14 protein-coding genes are annotated in these 16,016 nt (G+C 65.0%); 10 read left to right on the top strand and 4 right to left on the bottom strand.

All coding sequences use genetic code 11. The features are described 5' to 3' along the window. Positions 1-256 precede the first annotated feature (256 nt). Positions 257-913, top strand: a complete 657-nt coding sequence (locus GOSPT_RS15180; RefSeq protein WP_083837487.1) for a DUF1707 SHOCT-like domain-containing protein — start codon at positions 257-259, stop codon at positions 911-913. A gap of 80 nt (positions 914-993) precedes the next feature. Here the strand turns inward: GOSPT_RS15180 and GOSPT_RS15175 are convergent, their stop codons facing one another. Continuing rightward, entirely contained in the window at positions 994-1,641 is a 648-nt protein-coding gene (locus GOSPT_RS15175) for a TetR/AcrR family transcriptional regulator (protein ID WP_005207277.1), read from the bottom strand. A gap of 85 nt (positions 1,642-1,726) precedes the next feature. Between GOSPT_RS15175 and GOSPT_RS15170 the strand changes: the two genes are divergently transcribed. Further along, the gene (locus tag GOSPT_RS15170; protein WP_051993946.1) at positions 1,727-3,247 is read left to right on the top strand and encodes an MFS transporter; all 1,521 of its coding nucleotides are present in this window, start codon (positions 1,727-1,729) and stop codon (positions 3,245-3,247) included. Between the two features lie 91 nt (positions 3,248-3,338). Here the strand turns inward: GOSPT_RS15170 and GOSPT_RS15165 are convergent, their stop codons facing one another. After that, positions 3,339-4,277, bottom strand: a complete 939-nt coding sequence (locus GOSPT_RS15165) for an AEC family transporter (RefSeq protein WP_005207275.1) — start codon at positions 4,275-4,277, stop codon at positions 3,339-3,341. Between the two features lie 179 nt (positions 4,278-4,456). Here GOSPT_RS15165 and GOSPT_RS15160 point away from each other — a divergent pair, with 179 nt between their 5' ends. The 3 genes from GOSPT_RS15160 to GOSPT_RS15150 all read left to right on the top strand — a co-directional run bounded on the left by GOSPT_RS15160 (position 4,457) and on the right by GOSPT_RS15150 (position 6,684). Beyond that, positions 4,457-5,413: a DUF4190 domain-containing protein gene (locus tag GOSPT_RS15160; RefSeq protein WP_005207274.1), complete on the top strand. Its 957-nt coding sequence runs from the start codon at positions 4,457-4,459 to the stop codon at positions 5,411-5,413. A 274-nt stretch (positions 5,414-5,687) separates the two neighbouring features. Then, positions 5,688-5,861, top strand: a complete 174-nt coding sequence (gene rpmF, locus GOSPT_RS15155) for a 50S ribosomal protein L32 (RefSeq protein WP_005174583.1) — start codon at positions 5,688-5,690, stop codon at positions 5,859-5,861. A gap of 184 nt (positions 5,862-6,045) precedes the next feature. Further along, complete coding sequence (locus GOSPT_RS15150) at positions 6,046-6,684, top strand: trimeric intracellular cation channel family protein (RefSeq protein WP_005207273.1); 639 nt, start codon at positions 6,046-6,048, stop codon at positions 6,682-6,684. Positions 6,685-6,722: 38 nt separating this feature from the next. On the opposite strand, the gene GOSPT_RS15145 is transcribed toward GOSPT_RS15150, so the two are convergent. Next, positions 6,723-7,493 (bottom strand): SDR family oxidoreductase, encoded by a 771-nt coding sequence (locus tag GOSPT_RS15145; protein WP_005207272.1) that lies wholly within the window; start codon positions 7,491-7,493, stop codon positions 6,723-6,725. Between the two features lie 226 nt (positions 7,494-7,719). Here GOSPT_RS15145 and GOSPT_RS15140 point away from each other — a divergent pair, with 226 nt between their 5' ends. Both GOSPT_RS15140 and GOSPT_RS15135 read left to right on the top strand, forming a co-directional pair. Further along, positions 7,720-8,664 (top strand): AurF N-oxygenase family protein, encoded by a 945-nt coding sequence (locus tag GOSPT_RS15140; RefSeq protein ID WP_005207271.1) that lies wholly within the window; start codon positions 7,720-7,722, stop codon positions 8,662-8,664. Then, the gene (locus tag GOSPT_RS15135; RefSeq protein WP_005207270.1) at positions 8,664-10,259 is read left to right on the top strand and encodes a 4Fe-4S binding protein; all 1,596 of its coding nucleotides are present in this window, start codon (positions 8,664-8,666) and stop codon (positions 10,257-10,259) included. The genes GOSPT_RS15140 and GOSPT_RS15135 overlap by 1 nt, the downstream gene beginning before the upstream one ends. Before the next feature lie 94 nt (positions 10,260-10,353). On the opposite strand, the gene dctA is transcribed toward GOSPT_RS15135, so the two are convergent. Beyond that, positions 10,354-11,769 carry a C4-dicarboxylate transporter DctA gene (gene dctA / locus GOSPT_RS15130; RefSeq protein ID WP_005207268.1) on the bottom strand — a complete coding sequence of 472 codons (1,416 nt, stop codon included), beginning with the start codon at positions 11,767-11,769 and terminating at the stop codon, positions 10,354-10,356. A 171-nt stretch (positions 11,770-11,940) separates the two neighbouring features. Here dctA and GOSPT_RS15125 point away from each other — a divergent pair, with 171 nt between their 5' ends. The 3 genes from GOSPT_RS15125 to GOSPT_RS15115 all read left to right on the top strand — a co-directional run bounded on the left by GOSPT_RS15125 (position 11,941) and on the right by GOSPT_RS15115 (position 15,676). Next, a complete protein-coding gene (locus GOSPT_RS15125; RefSeq protein WP_005207267.1) occupies positions 11,941-12,627 on the top strand; it encodes a response regulator transcription factor in 687 nt (228 codons plus the stop codon). A 32-nt stretch (positions 12,628-12,659) separates the two neighbouring features. Further along, on the top strand, positions 12,660-14,117 hold the full coding sequence (locus GOSPT_RS15120; protein ID WP_051993944.1) for a sensor histidine kinase: 1,458 nt from the start codon (positions 12,660-12,662) through the stop codon (positions 14,115-14,117). Between the two features lie 173 nt (positions 14,118-14,290). Beyond that, a complete protein-coding gene (locus GOSPT_RS15115; protein ID WP_005207264.1) occupies positions 14,291-15,676 on the top strand; it encodes a S1C family serine protease in 1,386 nt (461 codons plus the stop codon). Positions 15,677-16,016: the final 340 nt, after the last annotated feature.

The following is a 16,016-nucleotide window of genomic DNA, read 5'->3' as shown; positions in this document are numbered from 1 at the left end:
CGCGTGGGGCGGATCTCGGAGAAATCAGGGGACGAGTCAGGGTATTTCAGGGTGTCGGGCGCCGCATGCGATCACTAACGTCGACGGTATGAGCGTTCCCGCCGAACTGCCAGAGCCCGAACTGCCAGAACCCGATTCGACTGGGCATGACCCGGCAGCTCCTGAATCGACCGGGCCGGATCTGACAAAGCCCGAGTCGGGCAAGCCTGAGCCGGCCAACGCTGAGCAGGCAAACGCTGAGCCCGCCAAGCCCGACCTGACCAAGCTCGGTCCCGCCCAGCACGAGGCCGCGGCTCCCGGCGGTACGCCTGCGCCCGATCACCGACTCAGAGCGGCCGACGCCGACCGCGAACTCGTGCACCAGATCCTCTCCGCGGCGATGACCAGCGGCGCGCTGACGCCGAGCGAATACGAGGAGCGGGCGCTGAAGGCCTCTACCGCAAAGACTTTCGGCGATCTCGACGCATTGACCGACGATCTTCCCGTCGGACAACTCGGCGTGCCCCTGCCGCGACCCGGCGATCCGTACCCGACGGGCGTGACGCGTCCCGGCACGGGGTCGGGGCGTAAGCCGGTGCGGCATCGACTTGCGATCATGTCCGGCTCGGAGCTGAAAGGCCATGCGGCGGTTGCTGATCAGCTCGAGGCGACCGCGGTCATGGGCGGCGTCGAGATCGATCTGCGAGAGGTCGAGTTCACCGAACCCGTGCTGACTGTCCAGTGTGTGGCGATCATGGGTGGCGTCGACGTCATCGTTCCGCCGGATGTGGCCCTCGAGGTCGGTGGTCTCGCCATCATGGGCGGATTCGAGAGCAAGGACGAGGGGCCCGGGCGCCCCGGCGCTCCGACGGTCCACGTCACCGGATTCGCGTTGATGGGCGGGGTGGACGTCAAGCGCAAGGAGCGTCGTTGATCGCGGTGCTGTTGATCGTGCCCGCGCGGTGCTGTTGATCGCGCTCGCGCGGTGCTGTTGATCGCGCTCGCGCGGCGTCGTCAGTCGATGCGACCGTAGATCATCCGCAGGATGGCAACGGTGAGTGTGTCGAGCGCGTCCCTCGCGGGGACCGTGCCCGCGGACGATGTCAGTTCGCTCAGGCCTGCGTCGCGCATCACGGCCACCAGGGTTGCCAAATTGGCGGCGGGCGGACCGTCGGGCGCCAGCCCCGCTGATCGATCGCGCTCGATCTTGGCGGCGAGTCGTTCGACGAATCGGGCGCGTGCTCGCGCGAGGAAGTCCTGTAGCGGCGCGTAACCGGAGGTGTATCCGGTCCGGGCTGCGCACGCCATGATCGATCCGTTCGTCTGCCAGATCGCGGCGACGGCGTCGAGTTGCTCGCGCAGGCCGTCGGGGTCGGGTCCGACGGCGTCGAACCAGTCGTGAGTGCTGGCGAAGTCGTCCCAGATCCGTTCCATGAGCGTCGTGAGGACGGCCTGCTTCGACGGAAAGTAGAAGTAGAAGCTCGTTCGTGAAATGCCTGCCGCAGAAGAGATGTCGTCGATGGTGACGTCGTCGATCGGATGGTCGGCGAGAAGTGAACGCATCGCGCTCAGAATCTGATCTTCACGCTCGTCGCCCTTGGTGCGAGCACCTCTACGGCGGGCCGGGTTGGCCTGCGAATCGTCGGGCGCCTTGGTCGTCATACCTCCATAGTAGGAAATCCGGACAATTTCGACTAGTCGTCGACAAAAATCGACGAAGCGTCGATTTTGTTCTAGATTGTCCCGTATGACACAAGCGGCAGCTCCGGAGCAGGCACCCTCGAAGGTGCGCTCGTCGACAGCACTGATCGTCGTTGCCGCGGCGGCGTCGGTGCTGTTGCTCTCGATGATTCAGACCCTCGCGGTGCCCGCGCTGCCGCAGATCGGTGAGCAGCTCGGCGTCTCGCTGACGACTGTCGGATGGGTGACCACGGCGACGATGCTGGCGGCGTCGGCATTCACTCCGCTGTTCGGGCGTCTCGGCGACGTCTACGGGCACAAGCGAGTGATCGTCGCGGTGCTGCTGATCACCTTGGTGGGCAGTCTCATTGCGGCGCTGGCGAATTCGATCGACTTGCTCATCGTCGGTCGCGTGTTGCAGGGTGCGAGCTTCGGACTCTTCCCGCTGGCGATCAGCGTGCTGCGGCAGGAGCTGCCCCGCGAACGTCTCACCGGGGCGATGGCGATCACGGCGTCGTCGTTGGGAGTCGGTAGCGGGCTGGCGCTCGTGGCAACAGGTCTGCTGACACAGGGCGGCGCCGACTACCGGCGCATCTTCTGGCTGTGTGTGGCGATGTCGGCCGTCGTTCTGGTGCTCGTGATCTTCGCGATTCCGTCTCGACCGGGAACGGGCGGTCGCGTCGACTACTTCGGTGCGCTGGTGCTCGCGATCGGTCTGGTGTGCCTCCTGCTGCCGACGTCGCAGGGCCACACGTGGGGCTGGGGGTCGGCACGTGTGATCGGCCTCTACGTCGCCGCCGTCGTCGTGCTCGGCGGCTTCTGGATACTGCAGAGTCGACGCGGCGAGCCGCTGGTGTCCGTCGACCTGCTCAAGCAGCGAGCAGTTCTCGCCACGAACGTCGCGTCGCTGTGCGTCGGGTTCGCGATGTTCAGCGTGTTCCTCGGCGCGACGTACTTCGTGCAGACGCCGGATGCGTTGGCGGGCTACGGCTTCGGCGCCTCTGTCCTACGGACCAGTGTGGCGTTCATGCTTCCCGGCGCGATCGTGTCGATCCTCGTAGGCCCGGTCGCGGGCGGACTGGTCGGCCGTGTGGGTCCCCGCATCGTGCTGCTCGGTGCGAGCGTGATCGGCGTGGTCGGAATGCTGATGCTGACCTTCTTGCACGAGAACACCGGCGAGATGATCGCCGGCCTCATCGTTGCGAATGTGGCTGTGGCCGCGGCATATTCGGCCATGCCTGCGCTCCTGGTCGAAAATGTCGAGCCGCATGAAACCGGCATCGCCAATTCGATCAACTCCATCATGCGCACGGTCGGTGGCGCGATCGGCAGCGCGGTCATCATCACCGTGCTCGCTGCCGAGGTCGCGATTCACGTCGTGGGTGGCACCGCGGTCTCGCTTCCGACGGAGAACGCCTACCGCGCCGCGTTCCTGCTCGGCGCCGGAGCGTTCGCGCTCGCTGCCCTGCTCGCGGCCTTCGGGATTCCACGTCGAAGCCCGCACCACCTGACGGCGCACCAGCGTGAAGAAGAGATCGCGCTCGGTGCCGCGGGCGAGTTCGCGACCGGGTCCGTCGACGTCGACTGACGATCTGGCTCGAGTTGCGTGGGACACAGGGGTACAAAAATGCCCCCGAGCGTCCCACGCAACTGAGGGGATTCCGCCGCAACTCGGTCGCTCAGGCCAGCAACCACGCGATCACCGCGATGACGGGGATCGATACCAGGGTGGTGAGCAGTGCGGTGTCGCGCGCGAGTACCTGCCCCCGCCGGTACCGCGTCGCGTAGACCAGCACGTTCTGGGCGGTCGGCAGCGCCGCGATCACGACCTGTGCGAACAACGTGTGTCCTGACTCGCCGAACCCCCATCGCGCGATCACGTAGACCAACGTGGGCATGAACAGCATCTTGAGTACGGTCGCGAGTGCGACCTCGCGCCGCGGACTCTGCCCCTTCTTGAACAGCGGCACGCCTGTCAGCGACATTCCGAATGCCAGGAGCGCCGCGGGCACCGACGCACTGCCGAGCATTTTCATCGGTTCGAGGATCGCGGTGGGCGGATGCCACCCGATCAGCGAGACGACCACTCCGATCAGCCCGCCGATCACGATCGGGTTGGTCAGGGGGAGTCGCAGGGTGTCGCGCAGCACCGACTTTCCCGCGGTGCGGTCCAACGCGGTGACGTCGAGGACGCCCAACGCCAGCGGCGAGTAGATCAGAATCTGAAACAGCAGCAACGGCGCGATGAACGAGGCGTCGTCGAGAACGAAGATCGCTATCGGTAGACCGAGATTGACGCTGTTGACGTACGACGACGAGAGCGCGCCGATGGTCAGCTCCGGCACCTCGCGACGTCGCAGCACCCCGCGCGCGATCACGATGTAGAGCGTTCCGGTCGCAAACGCCGAGACTCCTGCGATGACGAGCGTCGACGAGAAGATGACCGAGAGGTCGGAGGTCACCAGCGACGAGAACAGCAGCGCCGGCGTGCAGACGAAAAACACCAGTCGCGACAGCACGTCATGGGCGTGTTCACCGAGGATCTGCGTCCGGCCCAGGGCGAATCCGATGGCCACCAGAATGAAGATGACGGTGAAACCTGAGACGACGCCTGACACTCGGATGAGTGTATGCAGCCGGGCTTGTGCGCTTTTCACTAAGCTGGCGGCAGCATTGGAGTGACCACGCCCTGCGGGGCGTGCCCGGTCCCTCTGACAGTACGGTCGGTGCGGCGATAACGCCGACGGCGATCCCAACGAGGGAACCCAAAGGGGCGAACCCAGAGAGGTGAACGCAGATGTCCACTCCGTATGGAGGTTCGAGCGCATCGGATCCAGAGCGCCCAGACCAGAACTCGACCGGCTCCGACGCTTCCGGCTCACCCAGCGCCGACGCACCTGGGTCGACGCCGAGCGACGATGCCACCTCGCTGATCAAGCGGCCAAGCTCCGGCTCAGCTGGTTCGGGGGCCTCTGGTTCAGCGGCCTCGGGTTCGGGGGCCTCGGGTTCAACTCCGCCGGCCGGCAGCGGATCACCTGAGCCTCCGACGACCAAGTTCGACCCCTCCGCCTACGGCCCGCCCTCGCAGGGCGAGTCGACGTACCAGCCGCCGCAGTACGGTTCGACGCCCGACTACGGCTCGGGCTCGCAGGCTCCGCAGTACGGCCAGACACCCGACTACGGCTCCGGCTCGCAGGCTCCGCAATACGGCCAGACACCCGACTACGGTCAGACACCCGGCCAGACACCCGGCTCGACCCCCGACTACGGCTCGACGCCCCAGTACGGCCAGTCCTCGGCGCAGCCCGACTACGGCACGCCGCAGGGTTTCGGTCAGTCGTCCGCCGAGTCCGGGCAGTCACCGTACGGTCAACCGCCCTACGGCCAGTCCTCGTACGGTCAGCCCGGCTATGGCCAGCAGGCGTACGGACAACCCGCGTACGGTCAGCCCGCGTACGGTCAGCCCGGCTATCCAGCGGGGCAGACGACGAACGGTATGGCGATCGCGTCGCTGATCGTGTCGATTGTCGGAACCCTTGCGTGCTGCTTCACCATCGTGGTCCCGGCGGTGGGCATCGTGCTGGGTTTCGTCGCGCGTAAACAGATCAGTGCCTCCAATGGAACCCAGAAGGGCGACGGGATGGCACTCGCGGGCATCATCATCGGCGCGATCGGCGTGGTCATCGGGGTCATCTATTGGATTGCGTTCTTGAGCTCGGGCAACTGGGATCTGAGCGACAGCTCGACGTACTGACAGAGGCTGATCGCGCCCGACGTCGGCGCCATTCACTCCCGTCGTTTTGGAGGTTGACCGCGCGACCGGTAGTCTAGAGAGGTTGCGTGCTGCGCCCGAGGGTTGCGTGGCACGTCCACCACGCCGGTCGACGCCCCACTCTGTGGAGAACGGACGACCTGAGGGCACGGTCCGCGAGGGCCACGGTTGCAGGTCCGCGAGGACCACAGTGACCTGTCCGCGAGGACCACAGTGAGACACAGTCCGTAAGGACACAGTAGAGAAGGGCACAACCATGGCTGTACCGAAGCGCCGGATGTCGCGGGCCAACACCCGCAGCCGTCGTTCGCAGTGGAAAGCGGACAACCCCGCGCTGCAGGAGGTCAAGGTGAACGGTGTCGCTCAGCGCATCCCGCGTCGTCTGGTCAAGGCTGCGCGCGCTGGCATCATCGATCTCGACCGCCGCTGATCGCGACATAACCTCAGCGACTTAATCCAGCACAACTGCCGCAACGTCCCAGACGTTGCGGCAGTTGTGCTGTTCTGTGGAAGTACGCCTGGATGTGCACTCCTCCGGAACTACGCCGTGAAAGTCCTCCAGTGCGGAAGTACACCGTGAAAGCGCGGGTGGTCGCCGTGAAAGCGAGGTGCCGATGCTGCTTGCGATCTTGAACATCGCGGGTATCGGGGTGTTCGCTGCGTCGGGAGCGTTGGTCGGAATCCGAAAGGACTTCGACATCTGGGGGATCGCGACGGTTGCGGTGCTGACCGGAGTCGGCGGCGGCATTCTGCGCGATCTTCTGCTCGGCATCACCCCGCCCTCGGCGCTCGACAATTGGGTCCCCGTCACGACAGCACTGATCGCCGCGCTGGTGACCGTGATCTTTCATCCGTCGTTTGCGCTGCTGCGTCGGACCATCGTTGTCCTCGACGCGATCGGCATGGGATTGTTCGCCGCCACCGGCGCGAGTATCGCGATCGACCATCACGCGCACGCCTTCGCCGCAACCCTCATCGGGATGCTCGCGGCGATCGGCGGTGGCGTCCTGCGCGACGTGCTCGCCAACGAGATTCCGTTGCTCCTGCAACCAGCCGATCTCTACGCGGTGCCCGCAATCGTCGCTGCCGCGGTAGTCGCGATCGGCAGAACGTACTCCGACCTGCCGTCGCAGGTCTGGGTCATCGCAGGACTCATCGTCGGCGCACTGCTACGCCTGGTTGCGCTCGTCCTCGGTTGGCGGCTGCCGATGGCGCCACGCGGCGTCGGCTACAACCGGCGTCGTCGCGGGTGACGGGCGGCGATACACCTCTCACCGCCCGTCTCGGGTGACTACTGAGCGATGACCTTGTTCACCAGTCGGTTGAGCGAGTTGGGGATGAACTTTGCCGCGTTGCCCAGGAAGAGCGTCTGGGTGCCGACGGAGTAACTCGTGCGGTGCAGCCGCAGATCATTCTTGGTGGGATGGACCGACTCCCAGATCTTGTCGGCGACCTGCTCGGGGGTGATCCGCACGCCCAGCGTCTTGGTCGACTTGGCGCCGTTGGCCGCCAGCGCGGTCTTGGCCCACAGCGGCCAGATGCTCACGACGCGGATGCCGTCGGGTTCCCACTCGAGCTCGAGTGCCTCGGTGAGTCCCGCGACGTAGAACTTGCTGGCGCTGTAGGTGGCGATGCCCGGCTGCCCATAGATCGCCGACGCCGAGGCGATGTTCACCAGGTGCGAGCCCGGCGTCTTCTTGAGGTACTTGTGTGCGGCCTGAGCTCCCAGCGTCACGCCGAGGGCGTCGATGTCGATCTGGCGACGCACGGCGTCGGGGGAGATGTCGGCGAGCTTGCCCTCGGTGAGCACGCCGGCGTTGTTGTCGAGGACGTCGAGGGTTCCGCCGGTGTGTGCTGTGAAGTCGGCGAGGGCGTCGTCCCACTCCTTGGGGTCGCGGACGTCGATCTTGCCGGTGATGAAATCGGGGTGGTTCGCCTTCACCTTGTCGAGCGCGTCGTTGTCGACGTCGTACACGCCGACGGTCCACCCCTCGCGTGCGAAACGCTCCGCCGTGGCCAGGCCGATACCCGCGGCCCCACCGGTGATGAAGATCGATGACATGAGGTTCCTGCCCTTCTGAACTGCGACGACGTTCCGCTTCCGTAACTTACTCGCCAGTATAGATGTCCGAGTTGTTTACTACCTCACACCTGGGTGCTATCTTGACAACAAACGTTGATATGACATTAGTCGTTGATACAAAACTGAGGGTCAACACCTCACCGCTGTGCCACTGAAATTCAGGTCGCCGAGTTCCGCCGCAGGCGGAGATGGGAAGTCGAGCACCATGACTGCTGCAATGGACCGCACCGAACCCACCGACGACGTCGTCGGCAACGTCGTGAGTCTTCGTGACGAGGGTGCCGACGTCGTGTCCGAGCGTCTCCTTGCGTCGGCGGCGCGGCTCTCGCGCAACGCCATGACGGAGATCGACTGGAGTCTTCCGATGGACCCGACCAAGTACGGGTGCAGCCCGGAGTGGTCGTCGCTCTACGGCACGGACTACTGGGACGAGATGACCGAGGAACAGCGGATCTCGGTGACGCGTCACGAGTTCGCGTCGATCATGAATATCGGAATCTGGTTCGAGATGATCCTGCAGGAGATGGTCATCCGCGACCAGTACCTCGGCGCCTATCACAGCAATGAGTTCCAGTTCGCGCTCACGGAGATCGCCGACGAGTGCCGTCACTCGATCATGTTCGCCAAGGCGTCGGAGAAGATGGTCGGCACGTCGTACAAGCCCACCAAGTGGGTCGGTCGCGCGGGCAAGCTGTTCAAGCGCACCGCCAAGGACGAGGTCGCGTTCGCGGGCATCCTGGTCGCCGAAGAGGTCCTCGACGTCTTCCAGCGCGGCTGCATGCGCGACGAGCGCGTGCTTCCGTTCATCCGTACCGTCAACGAGATTCACGTCCTCGAAGAGTCGCGCCACATGAAGTTCGCGCGTGAAGAGGTCCGCGATTCGATGAAGGGTGTCGGCTGGTTCCGCCGTCAGTTCAGCGCGCTCTACGTCGCGCTCGGTGGCTACTTCATCGTGTCGAGCCTCGTGCAGCGTCAGGCCTTCGTCGACGCCGGGCTCGACGCCGATCGTGCTGTCGCAGAGATGAATACCAACTCGCACTTCCACTCGATGATCCGCGGTAGCTGTGCGCACCTCATGGAGTTCCTCGACGAGGTCGGCCTCCTGACCAAGCCCGCCGCGTACTACTACCGGAAAGTGCACATGCTCTGATGTTCGTCATCACTCAGTCCTGCTGCAGCGACGCAGCATGTGTATCCGTGTGTCCGGTCAACTGCATTCATCCGACGCCGGAGGAGCGCGGTTTCGGCACCTCCGACATCCTGCACATTGATCCGCAGGCCTGCATCGACTGCGGTGCATGTGCAGACGCGTGCCCTGTCGACGCGATCTTCCCGGCCGAGAACCTCGGCACCAGGGACAAGGTCTTCATCGAGATCAACGCCGACTACTACAAGAACAACCCGGACGTGAAGTCGGGCTGGTCTGACGTTGTCTACCCCGAGATTCCGAAATTGCCTGCGGGACTTCGTGTTGCGCTGGTTGGCACCGGACCGTCGGGCGGCTACGCGCTGCGTACGCTGCTCGACCGCACCGAGGCTTCGGTCACCGTTATCGACAAATTGCCCACGCCCGGCGGCCTGGTTCGCGCGGGCGTCGCCCCCGACCATCCCGGCACCAAGGGCGTCCTGCGCGGATTCGATCTGCTCTACCGCGACCCGCGCGTCACGATGGCGACCAATGTCGAGGTCGGCGAGTCGGAGGGTCAGATCACGCCCGCCGAACTCGCCGAGCACTTCGACGCCGTGTTCTACGCGGTCGGCGCGAGTGAGTCACGACGCCTTGGCATTTCGGGTGAGGACCTGCCTGGCTCGACGTCGGCGACCGAACTCGTCGCCTGGTACAACGCGGTGCCCGGCGCCGACGCTGCTCCGCCGATCCGTCGCTCGACCGACGCCGATCCGGCGAGCGGACGCGCCGTGATCGTCGGAACCGGAAACGTGGCCCTCGACGTCGCGCGAATCCTCGTGTCGCCACCGGAACTGTTGGCCACCACCGACATTGCCGACCGCGCACTGGGCATCCTGGAGCAGCAGAACGTCCACGAGGTTGTCCTGCTCGGTCGTCGAGATCAGGCGCACGCGGCCTACACGTCGGCCGAATACCGTGCGCTGTCGACGATTCCGGGTGTCGAGGTGCTCGTCGTCGACGACGCCGACGGCGCCGGAGTTCCCGACCTGACCGGGCCTGCGGACCCCGACCACCGACGAATCGTGTTCCTGTTCCACAGCACTCCCGACGAGATACTCGGTGACGAGCGCGTCGAAGGCGTCACCGTCACTACCGGCGGGCAGACGCATCGGATCGACGCCGACCTCGCCGTGCGCAGCATCGGATACCGCTCGGTTCCCATTGCGGGACTTCCTTTCGACGACGCTCGTGGACTGTTCCCGAACGTCGACGGACGGATGCTCGACGACTCGGGCGAGATCATTCCCGGTTCGTACGTGCTCGGCTGGGCCAAGCGCGGTCCGAGTGGCGGCATCGGGGCGAACAAGAAGTGCGCCCAGTTGACGGTCGAGGACTTCATCCGCGACGCGGTCGACGGCAAGCTGAGTCGTACCACGCGTCAGCCCGGCGAGTTCAGCTCGTTGCTACGCAAGCGAACTCGCCACGTCATCGGCTATCGCGGTATGCGCGCAATCGACCGGATCGAACGTCGACGCGGCTCCGAACAAGGCCGTCCGCGAGTGAAGTTCACCCGCGTGGGCGACATGGTCGGCGCTGCGGGCTGGCGTAAGCGGTAGCAGCCGAGCACATTCGACGTTTCCTGCGCTGAAACCGTGCAGCCCTGCAACTCTCAGTTCTGCGCGGTTCAGTCCTGCTTGGTTTCGGCGCGGTTCAGTCCTGCTTGGTTTCGGCTTCGACGGTGTGCAGGCCGAGCCCTTCCTCCTCGGGGAGCAATTGCTTCTCGCCGGTGATCGGGTTGGTTTCCTCGAGCGGGGGGACAGGTTGGCCGGCGAGCACGAGTGCCATTCTCTCCTTGTCGAGTTCGCCCTCCCATGCGGCGACGACGAAGGTGGCGACGCAGTTGCCGATCAGGTTCACCGACACCCGCATCGAGTCCATGATGCGGTCGGCGCCGAGCAGAAGGGCAACGGCCGCAACGGGAATCGATCCGTGACCGATGGCCGAGATCGTGGCTGACAATGCCAGGAACGACGAACCGGGTACTCCCGCCATGCCTTTCGACGTCAGCATCAGCACCAGCATCGCGGTCAACTGCTCGCCGAGGCTGAGGTGCACGCCCATCGCCTGTGAGAGGAACAGCACACAGATCGAGAGGTACAGGGTCGCGCCGTCGAGGTTGAACGAATAGCCGGTCGGGACAACGAGTCCCGTGACGGACCGCGAACACCCCGCGTAGGTCAGCTTGGTCATGATGCGCGGCAGCACCACTTCCGTCGACGCGGTGCCGAGTGCGACGAACAGCTCGTCTTTGATATAGACGATGAACTTCCACAGGTTGACGCCCGCGAAGACCCGGACGATCACCCCGAGAACCAGGATGAACAGCACCGCTGCGAGGTAGCAGCACGCGATGAGTTTGCCGTAGCTGCCCAGTGACGAGATGCCGTACTGGCCGATGATGTACGCCATCGCGCCGAATGCTCCGAGCGGAGCCAGCTTCATGATCCAGCCGATCATGGTGAAGAAGACGTGGCTGGACTGATCGACAAACCCCAGCACGATGGGCGCCTTCTCGCCGATCTTGGCAAGCGCGAGTCCGAAGAGGACCGCGAAGAACAGCACCTGCAGCAACTCGTTCTCGGCGAAGGCGGAGATCGCCGACGTCGGGATGATGTTCATCAAGAACTCGACAGTGTGGGGGAGTTCGCCGTTGCTGGTCTTCTTCGCGACGGCTTCGGCTCCGGTCGCCAGGGTTTCGGGGTTCACGTTGAAACCGGCACCGGGTTTGACGATGTTGCCGATCACGAGCCCGAAGATCAGGGCAAACGTGGTGACGACCTCGAAGTAGATGAGTGCTTTGACCCCGATCCGCCCGACGGCCTTCATGTCGCCGACGTGGGCGATGCCGAGCACCACCGTGCAGAAGATGATCGGTGCGATCAACATCTTGATCAGCTTGATGAAACCGTCTGCCAGCGGTTTGAGGGCCGAGCCGAAGTCCGGCCACACCGCCCCGACGACGATGCCCGCGACGATCGCCACCAGCAACCAGATGAACATCGATCGGTACCACGGTGTTTTCGACGACTCGACCGGGCCCTCCGCGAGTGCGATGTCTGTTGTCATCGCGCAAGTGTCCGACCGTTCGGGTGCGGCTCCGTGAGCGAGCGGTTGCGGACAGGTAAAAACGTTTGCGAAGCATGCTCAACCCGCCGAAGGCCGCGAAGTGTCACGAAGTTGTCGGTAATCGGCGCGTTGCTCAGCGGGTTCTCAGTCGAAGTCGATAAGACTGTCTACATGCGCATTCTTGTTGTCGACGACGACCGGGCGGTCCGCGAGTCGCTGCGCCGCTCGCTGACGTTCAACGGATACACCGTCGACACCGCGGGTGACGGCATCGAAGCGCTGGAGAAGATCGTGGCCGAGCGGCCCGACGTGGCGATTCTCGATGTGATGATGCCCCGGCTCGACGGTCTCGAGGTGTGTCGCCGACTCCGATCGACCGGCGACGACCTGCCGATCCTGGTGCTCACCGCACGCGACACCGTCTCCGAGCGGGTCTCCGGCCTCGACGCCGGCGCCGATGATTACCTGCCCAAGCCATTCGCTCTCGAAGAACTGCTCGCGCGACTGCGCGCACTGCTGCGCCGCGCGGCACCCGAGGAAGACGCCGATTCGGAGGCGCTCACCTTCGCCGACCTCTCGCTCGACCCGGTGACCCGCGACGTCTCGCGCGGCGAACGCCAGATCAGCCTCACCCGCACCGAGTTCGCGCTGCTGGAGATGCTGATGGCCAATCCCCGTCGGGTGCTCTCCCGCAGCCGCATCCTCGAAGAGGTGTGGGGCTACGACTTCCCGACATCGGGCAACGCGCTCGAGGTCTACGTCGGATACCTGCGTCGCAAGACCGAAGCCGACGGCGAGTCGAGGCTGATTCACACCGTGCGCGGCGTCGGCTACGTGCTACGTGAGACGCCGCCGTAGTGCCGTCTGTGCTTCGACTCCGCCTCGCACGGATGTGGTTGCGGGTGCGTCCGGAGGGCAAGTCGGGCGAAATGCGCGACCCGATGCCCTTGACCAGGTTGGTCTCGCTGCGCCTGCGCGTCACGTTGTTGTCGGCGACGGTCGTTTTGGTCTCGGTGGGCCTGATGGCCGCTGCCGCGTACTTCGTGGTGTACCGAGCGATGTACAACGAGGTCGACAACCAGCTCGAGTCCCGCGCCGACGGCATGACCGCGCTCGCGAAGATGGGGACACTCAACGACAGGCCCGAGTCGCTGGTGGCGGGAACGGTGTTCTCCACCAACATTTCTCTCGCTCTGGTGAAACCGAGCGGGCAAACCTACCTCGTCGGCTCGGTGCCGTTCGAGGATGTGGAGCGCAAAGTCGCGCGCTCGCCGTCGAATCCGGGGAACAACCTGCAGAGTCTGCGGACCGTCAACAACCAACGGGTACTCGCACGCAAACTCGACGACGGCAACACCCTCATCCTCGCGCAGAGTCTGCTGCACACCGATCGTGTCCTCAAACGACTCGCGTGGGTCCTCTTCGTCGTGGGGTGTGGCGGCGTCGCGCTCGCGGCGATTGCGGGTATGACGGTCGCGCGTGCGGGTCTTCGACCGGTCGCCCGACTCACTCGCGCGACCGAACGGGTCGCGCGCACGCAGGACCTCACCCCGATCCCGGTGGCGGGAAACGACGAATTGGCGCGTCTCACCGAGAGTTTCAACACCATGCTGCGCGCGTTGGCTCAGTCGCGTGACCAGCAGGCGCGACTCGTTGCCGACGCGGGCCACGAATTGCGTACTCCGCTCACGTCTTTGCGCACGAATCTCGAATTGCTCATGGCCGCAAGCGAACCCGGCGCGCCCGCGGTGCCCGCGGCCGACATGATCGAACTCCGCTCCGACATCGTGGCGCAGATCGAGGAATTGTCCACTCTGGTGGGCGATCTCGTCGACCTCGCGCGCGAGGACACCCCCGAGGTGGTCTTCGAGGAGGTCGACCTCGACGAACTCGTCGAGACAGCGCTCGAGCGAGTACGTCGACGCCGCGTTGACGTCGAATTCGAGGTGCATCTCGAGCCGTGGTTCGTATTCGGTGAGCAGCACGGGCTCTCGCGTGCGGTGGTCAACGTCCTCGACAATGCAGCCAAGTGGAGTCCGCGTGGGCGTTCGGTACTCGTGACGCTGCGACAGCTCGATACCGGCACAGCCGAGTTCTCCGTCTCCGACGCGGGTCCTGGTATCCCGCCGGAGGATCGGGAGTTGGTGTTCGAACGCTTCTATCGGTCGACGCAGTCGCGGTCGATGCCAGGTTCGGGACTCGGCCTCGCGATTGTGCGGCAGGTCGTCGACCGGATGGGTGGGACCGTCCGCGCTGATCAGTCGAGTCTCGGTGGCGCGATGATCACGATGACTCTGCCCGGTCGCCCGACTCCGGTGGAACCTTCACCGAAGGTGATTCGTCAATAGTTTCGGGAGACGACACTTCCGGCCTATCGCTTACCTACGCGAGCAGACGGTCCAATAGTGTTGAGCAACAAGTGAGCGCCGGACGGGAAGTGCGGTCCGGCGTCGAAGATCGGTCGATGGGTCCGCGGTCTGCCAAGGCGCGGTCCGAACAAGGCGAGGAAAGAAGCACGACGATGACAGGTGGAGGCCCGCACGGGGGAAATCCGTACGGAAACGACCCGCATACCGGTGGATTTCCCGCGTACGGCTCGGGTCACGGCGATTCTCAGCAGAGTCCGGGCGGGCAGCAGGGCTTCGGTGCACCACCGACGCAGCAGTATTACGGACCACCTGCGGGCCAGCAGCCCAACCAGGCGTGGAGCGCAACGGGTTCGACGACGCCGCCCGGGCCTCCGGGGCCTCCGACAGGATTCGACGCACCTGACGCGGGTGAGCCGACGCCGCCCAAGAAGTCGCGCGGCGGGCTCATCGCTGCGCTTGTCGGTGGCGCACTGGTGATCGGTTTGGTCGCAGGCGGAATCGGCGGCGTCGTCGGAGCAAAGGTCTCCGACGATGATTCGACGTCGAGCAGTTCGGCGCCGCTTGGCGGCGATCCGAACACCAACAGCGAAAGCGTTGCTGCCGCGCCAGCGGGGTCAGTGCAGGAGGTCGCCGCCAAGACGCTCCCTTCCGTGGTGTCGATCGATGTGGTCAGCGGCTCGGAGGCGGGCGAGGGATCGGGCGTCATCCTCTCCGAAGACGGATACATCATGACCAACAACCACGTGGTCGCCGGTTCATCCGGCAGCGGCAAGCCGTCGGCGATCCAGGTGAACTTCCAAGACGGCACGCGCGCAGCGGCGAAACTGATCGGCGCCGACTCGATCTCCGACATCGCGGTGATCAAGGTGGAGAAGAACGACCTGCTACCCATCAATGTCGGAACGTCGAAGAACCTTGCAGTCGGGCAGTCGGTCATCGCGATCGGCGCACCCCTCGGGCTTCAGGGAACCGTCACCACGGGCATCATCAGCGCGTTGAACCGTCCCGTATCAACCTCGCGCGACGGCGGCACGACGTCGGTGATCGACGCCATTCAGACCGACGCCGCGATCAATCCGGGTAACTCGGGTGGCGCTCTGGTCAACGCCAGGGGCGCCCTGATCGGCATCAACACCGCGATCGCATCGCTCGGTGCATCCGAACAGCAGCAGAGCGGCAGTATCGGCCTCGGCTTCGCGATCCCGATCGACCAGGCCATCCGCGTCGCCAACGAACTCCGTAACAACGGCGGCAAGGCGACACATGCCAGCCTCGGGGTGTCGGTGCGGCCGAACAGTCCCGCGAGCACGCCCGGTGCTGTGATCTCCGACGTCACGGCCGGTGGGCCTGCCGCGCAGGCGGGTATCCCCAAGAACGCGATCGTCACCAAACTCGACGACAGGAACATCGCGTCGGGCGATGCGTTGGTCGCCGCGGTGCGCTCGCACGCACCCGGCGAGAAGGTGACGGTCACCTACGTGGCGGATGGGCAGACCCGCACAGCGTCGGTGACACTGGGGACGCTCACCACCAATTGACCGGTGCCGTCGCTCGATCACTCGAGCATCTGCCGGCCACCAAGTGATGTGTCACCGACTCGTATGCCACAGAGTGATATGCCACCGACTGATCATCGAGGCCCCCGATCTGAGACCATGAGCAAGGGGCGAGAACAGGCGAGAACGAGAAAGAGGCGAGCATGATCGAATCAAGCCGCAGTCCGCAAGGCTCAACCCTCACCGACGACGATGCGTCGAGCGTGATCGATCCGATCGCGTTGGAGGCTTCCGAGGTCGATCCCGCCGACGTGGTTGCCGCAGACGCTGCGGCCCGCGAGTTTGTTGCCCGCCTCACCAGCGAGGCGGCCGGGACCGCGGG

It is taken from the genome of Gordonia sputi NBRC 100414, from assembly GCF_000248055.1.
Taxonomy (GTDB): domain Bacteria; phylum Actinomycetota; class Actinomycetes; order Mycobacteriales; family Mycobacteriaceae; genus Gordonia; species Gordonia sputi.
Note: the sequence above shows the minus strand (reverse complement) of the source record. Positions and strands in the feature narration are given on the sequence as shown.

Excerpts from the sequence above, each read along its gene's own strand:
- GOSPT_RS15175 (WP_005207277.1), bottom strand. The coding sequence starts at position 1,641 with ATGACGACCAAGGCGCCCGACGATTCGCAGGCCAACCCGGCCCGCCGT.
- GOSPT_RS15170 (WP_051993946.1), top strand. The coding sequence starts at position 1,727 with ATGACACAAGCGGCAGCTCCGGAGCAGGCACCCTCGAAGGTGCGCTCG.
- GOSPT_RS15160 (WP_005207274.1), top strand. The coding sequence starts at position 4,457 with ATGTCCACTCCGTATGGAGGTTCGAGCGCATCGGATCCAGAGCGCCCA.
- rpmF (WP_005174583.1), top strand. The coding sequence starts at position 5,688 with ATGGCTGTACCGAAGCGCCGGATGTCGCGGGCCAACACCCGCAGCCGT.
- GOSPT_RS15150 (WP_005207273.1), top strand. The coding sequence starts at position 6,046 with ATGCTGCTTGCGATCTTGAACATCGCGGGTATCGGGGTGTTCGCTGCG.
- GOSPT_RS15145 (WP_005207272.1), bottom strand. The coding sequence starts at position 7,493 with ATGTCATCGATCTTCATCACCGGTGGGGCCGCGGGTATCGGCCTGGCC.
- GOSPT_RS15140 (WP_005207271.1), top strand. The coding sequence starts at position 7,720 with ATGACTGCTGCAATGGACCGCACCGAACCCACCGACGACGTCGTCGGC.
- GOSPT_RS15135 (WP_005207270.1), top strand. The coding sequence starts at position 8,664 with ATGTTCGTCATCACTCAGTCCTGCTGCAGCGACGCAGCATGTGTATCC.
- dctA (WP_005207268.1), bottom strand. The coding sequence starts at position 11,769 with ATGACAACAGACATCGCACTCGCGGAGGGCCCGGTCGAGTCGTCGAAA.
- GOSPT_RS15125 (WP_005207267.1), top strand. The coding sequence starts at position 11,941 with ATGCGCATTCTTGTTGTCGACGACGACCGGGCGGTCCGCGAGTCGCTG.
- GOSPT_RS15120 (WP_051993944.1), top strand. The coding sequence starts at position 12,660 with ATGTGGTTGCGGGTGCGTCCGGAGGGCAAGTCGGGCGAAATGCGCGAC.
- GOSPT_RS15115 (WP_005207264.1), top strand. The coding sequence starts at position 14,291 with ATGACAGGTGGAGGCCCGCACGGGGGAAATCCGTACGGAAACGACCCG.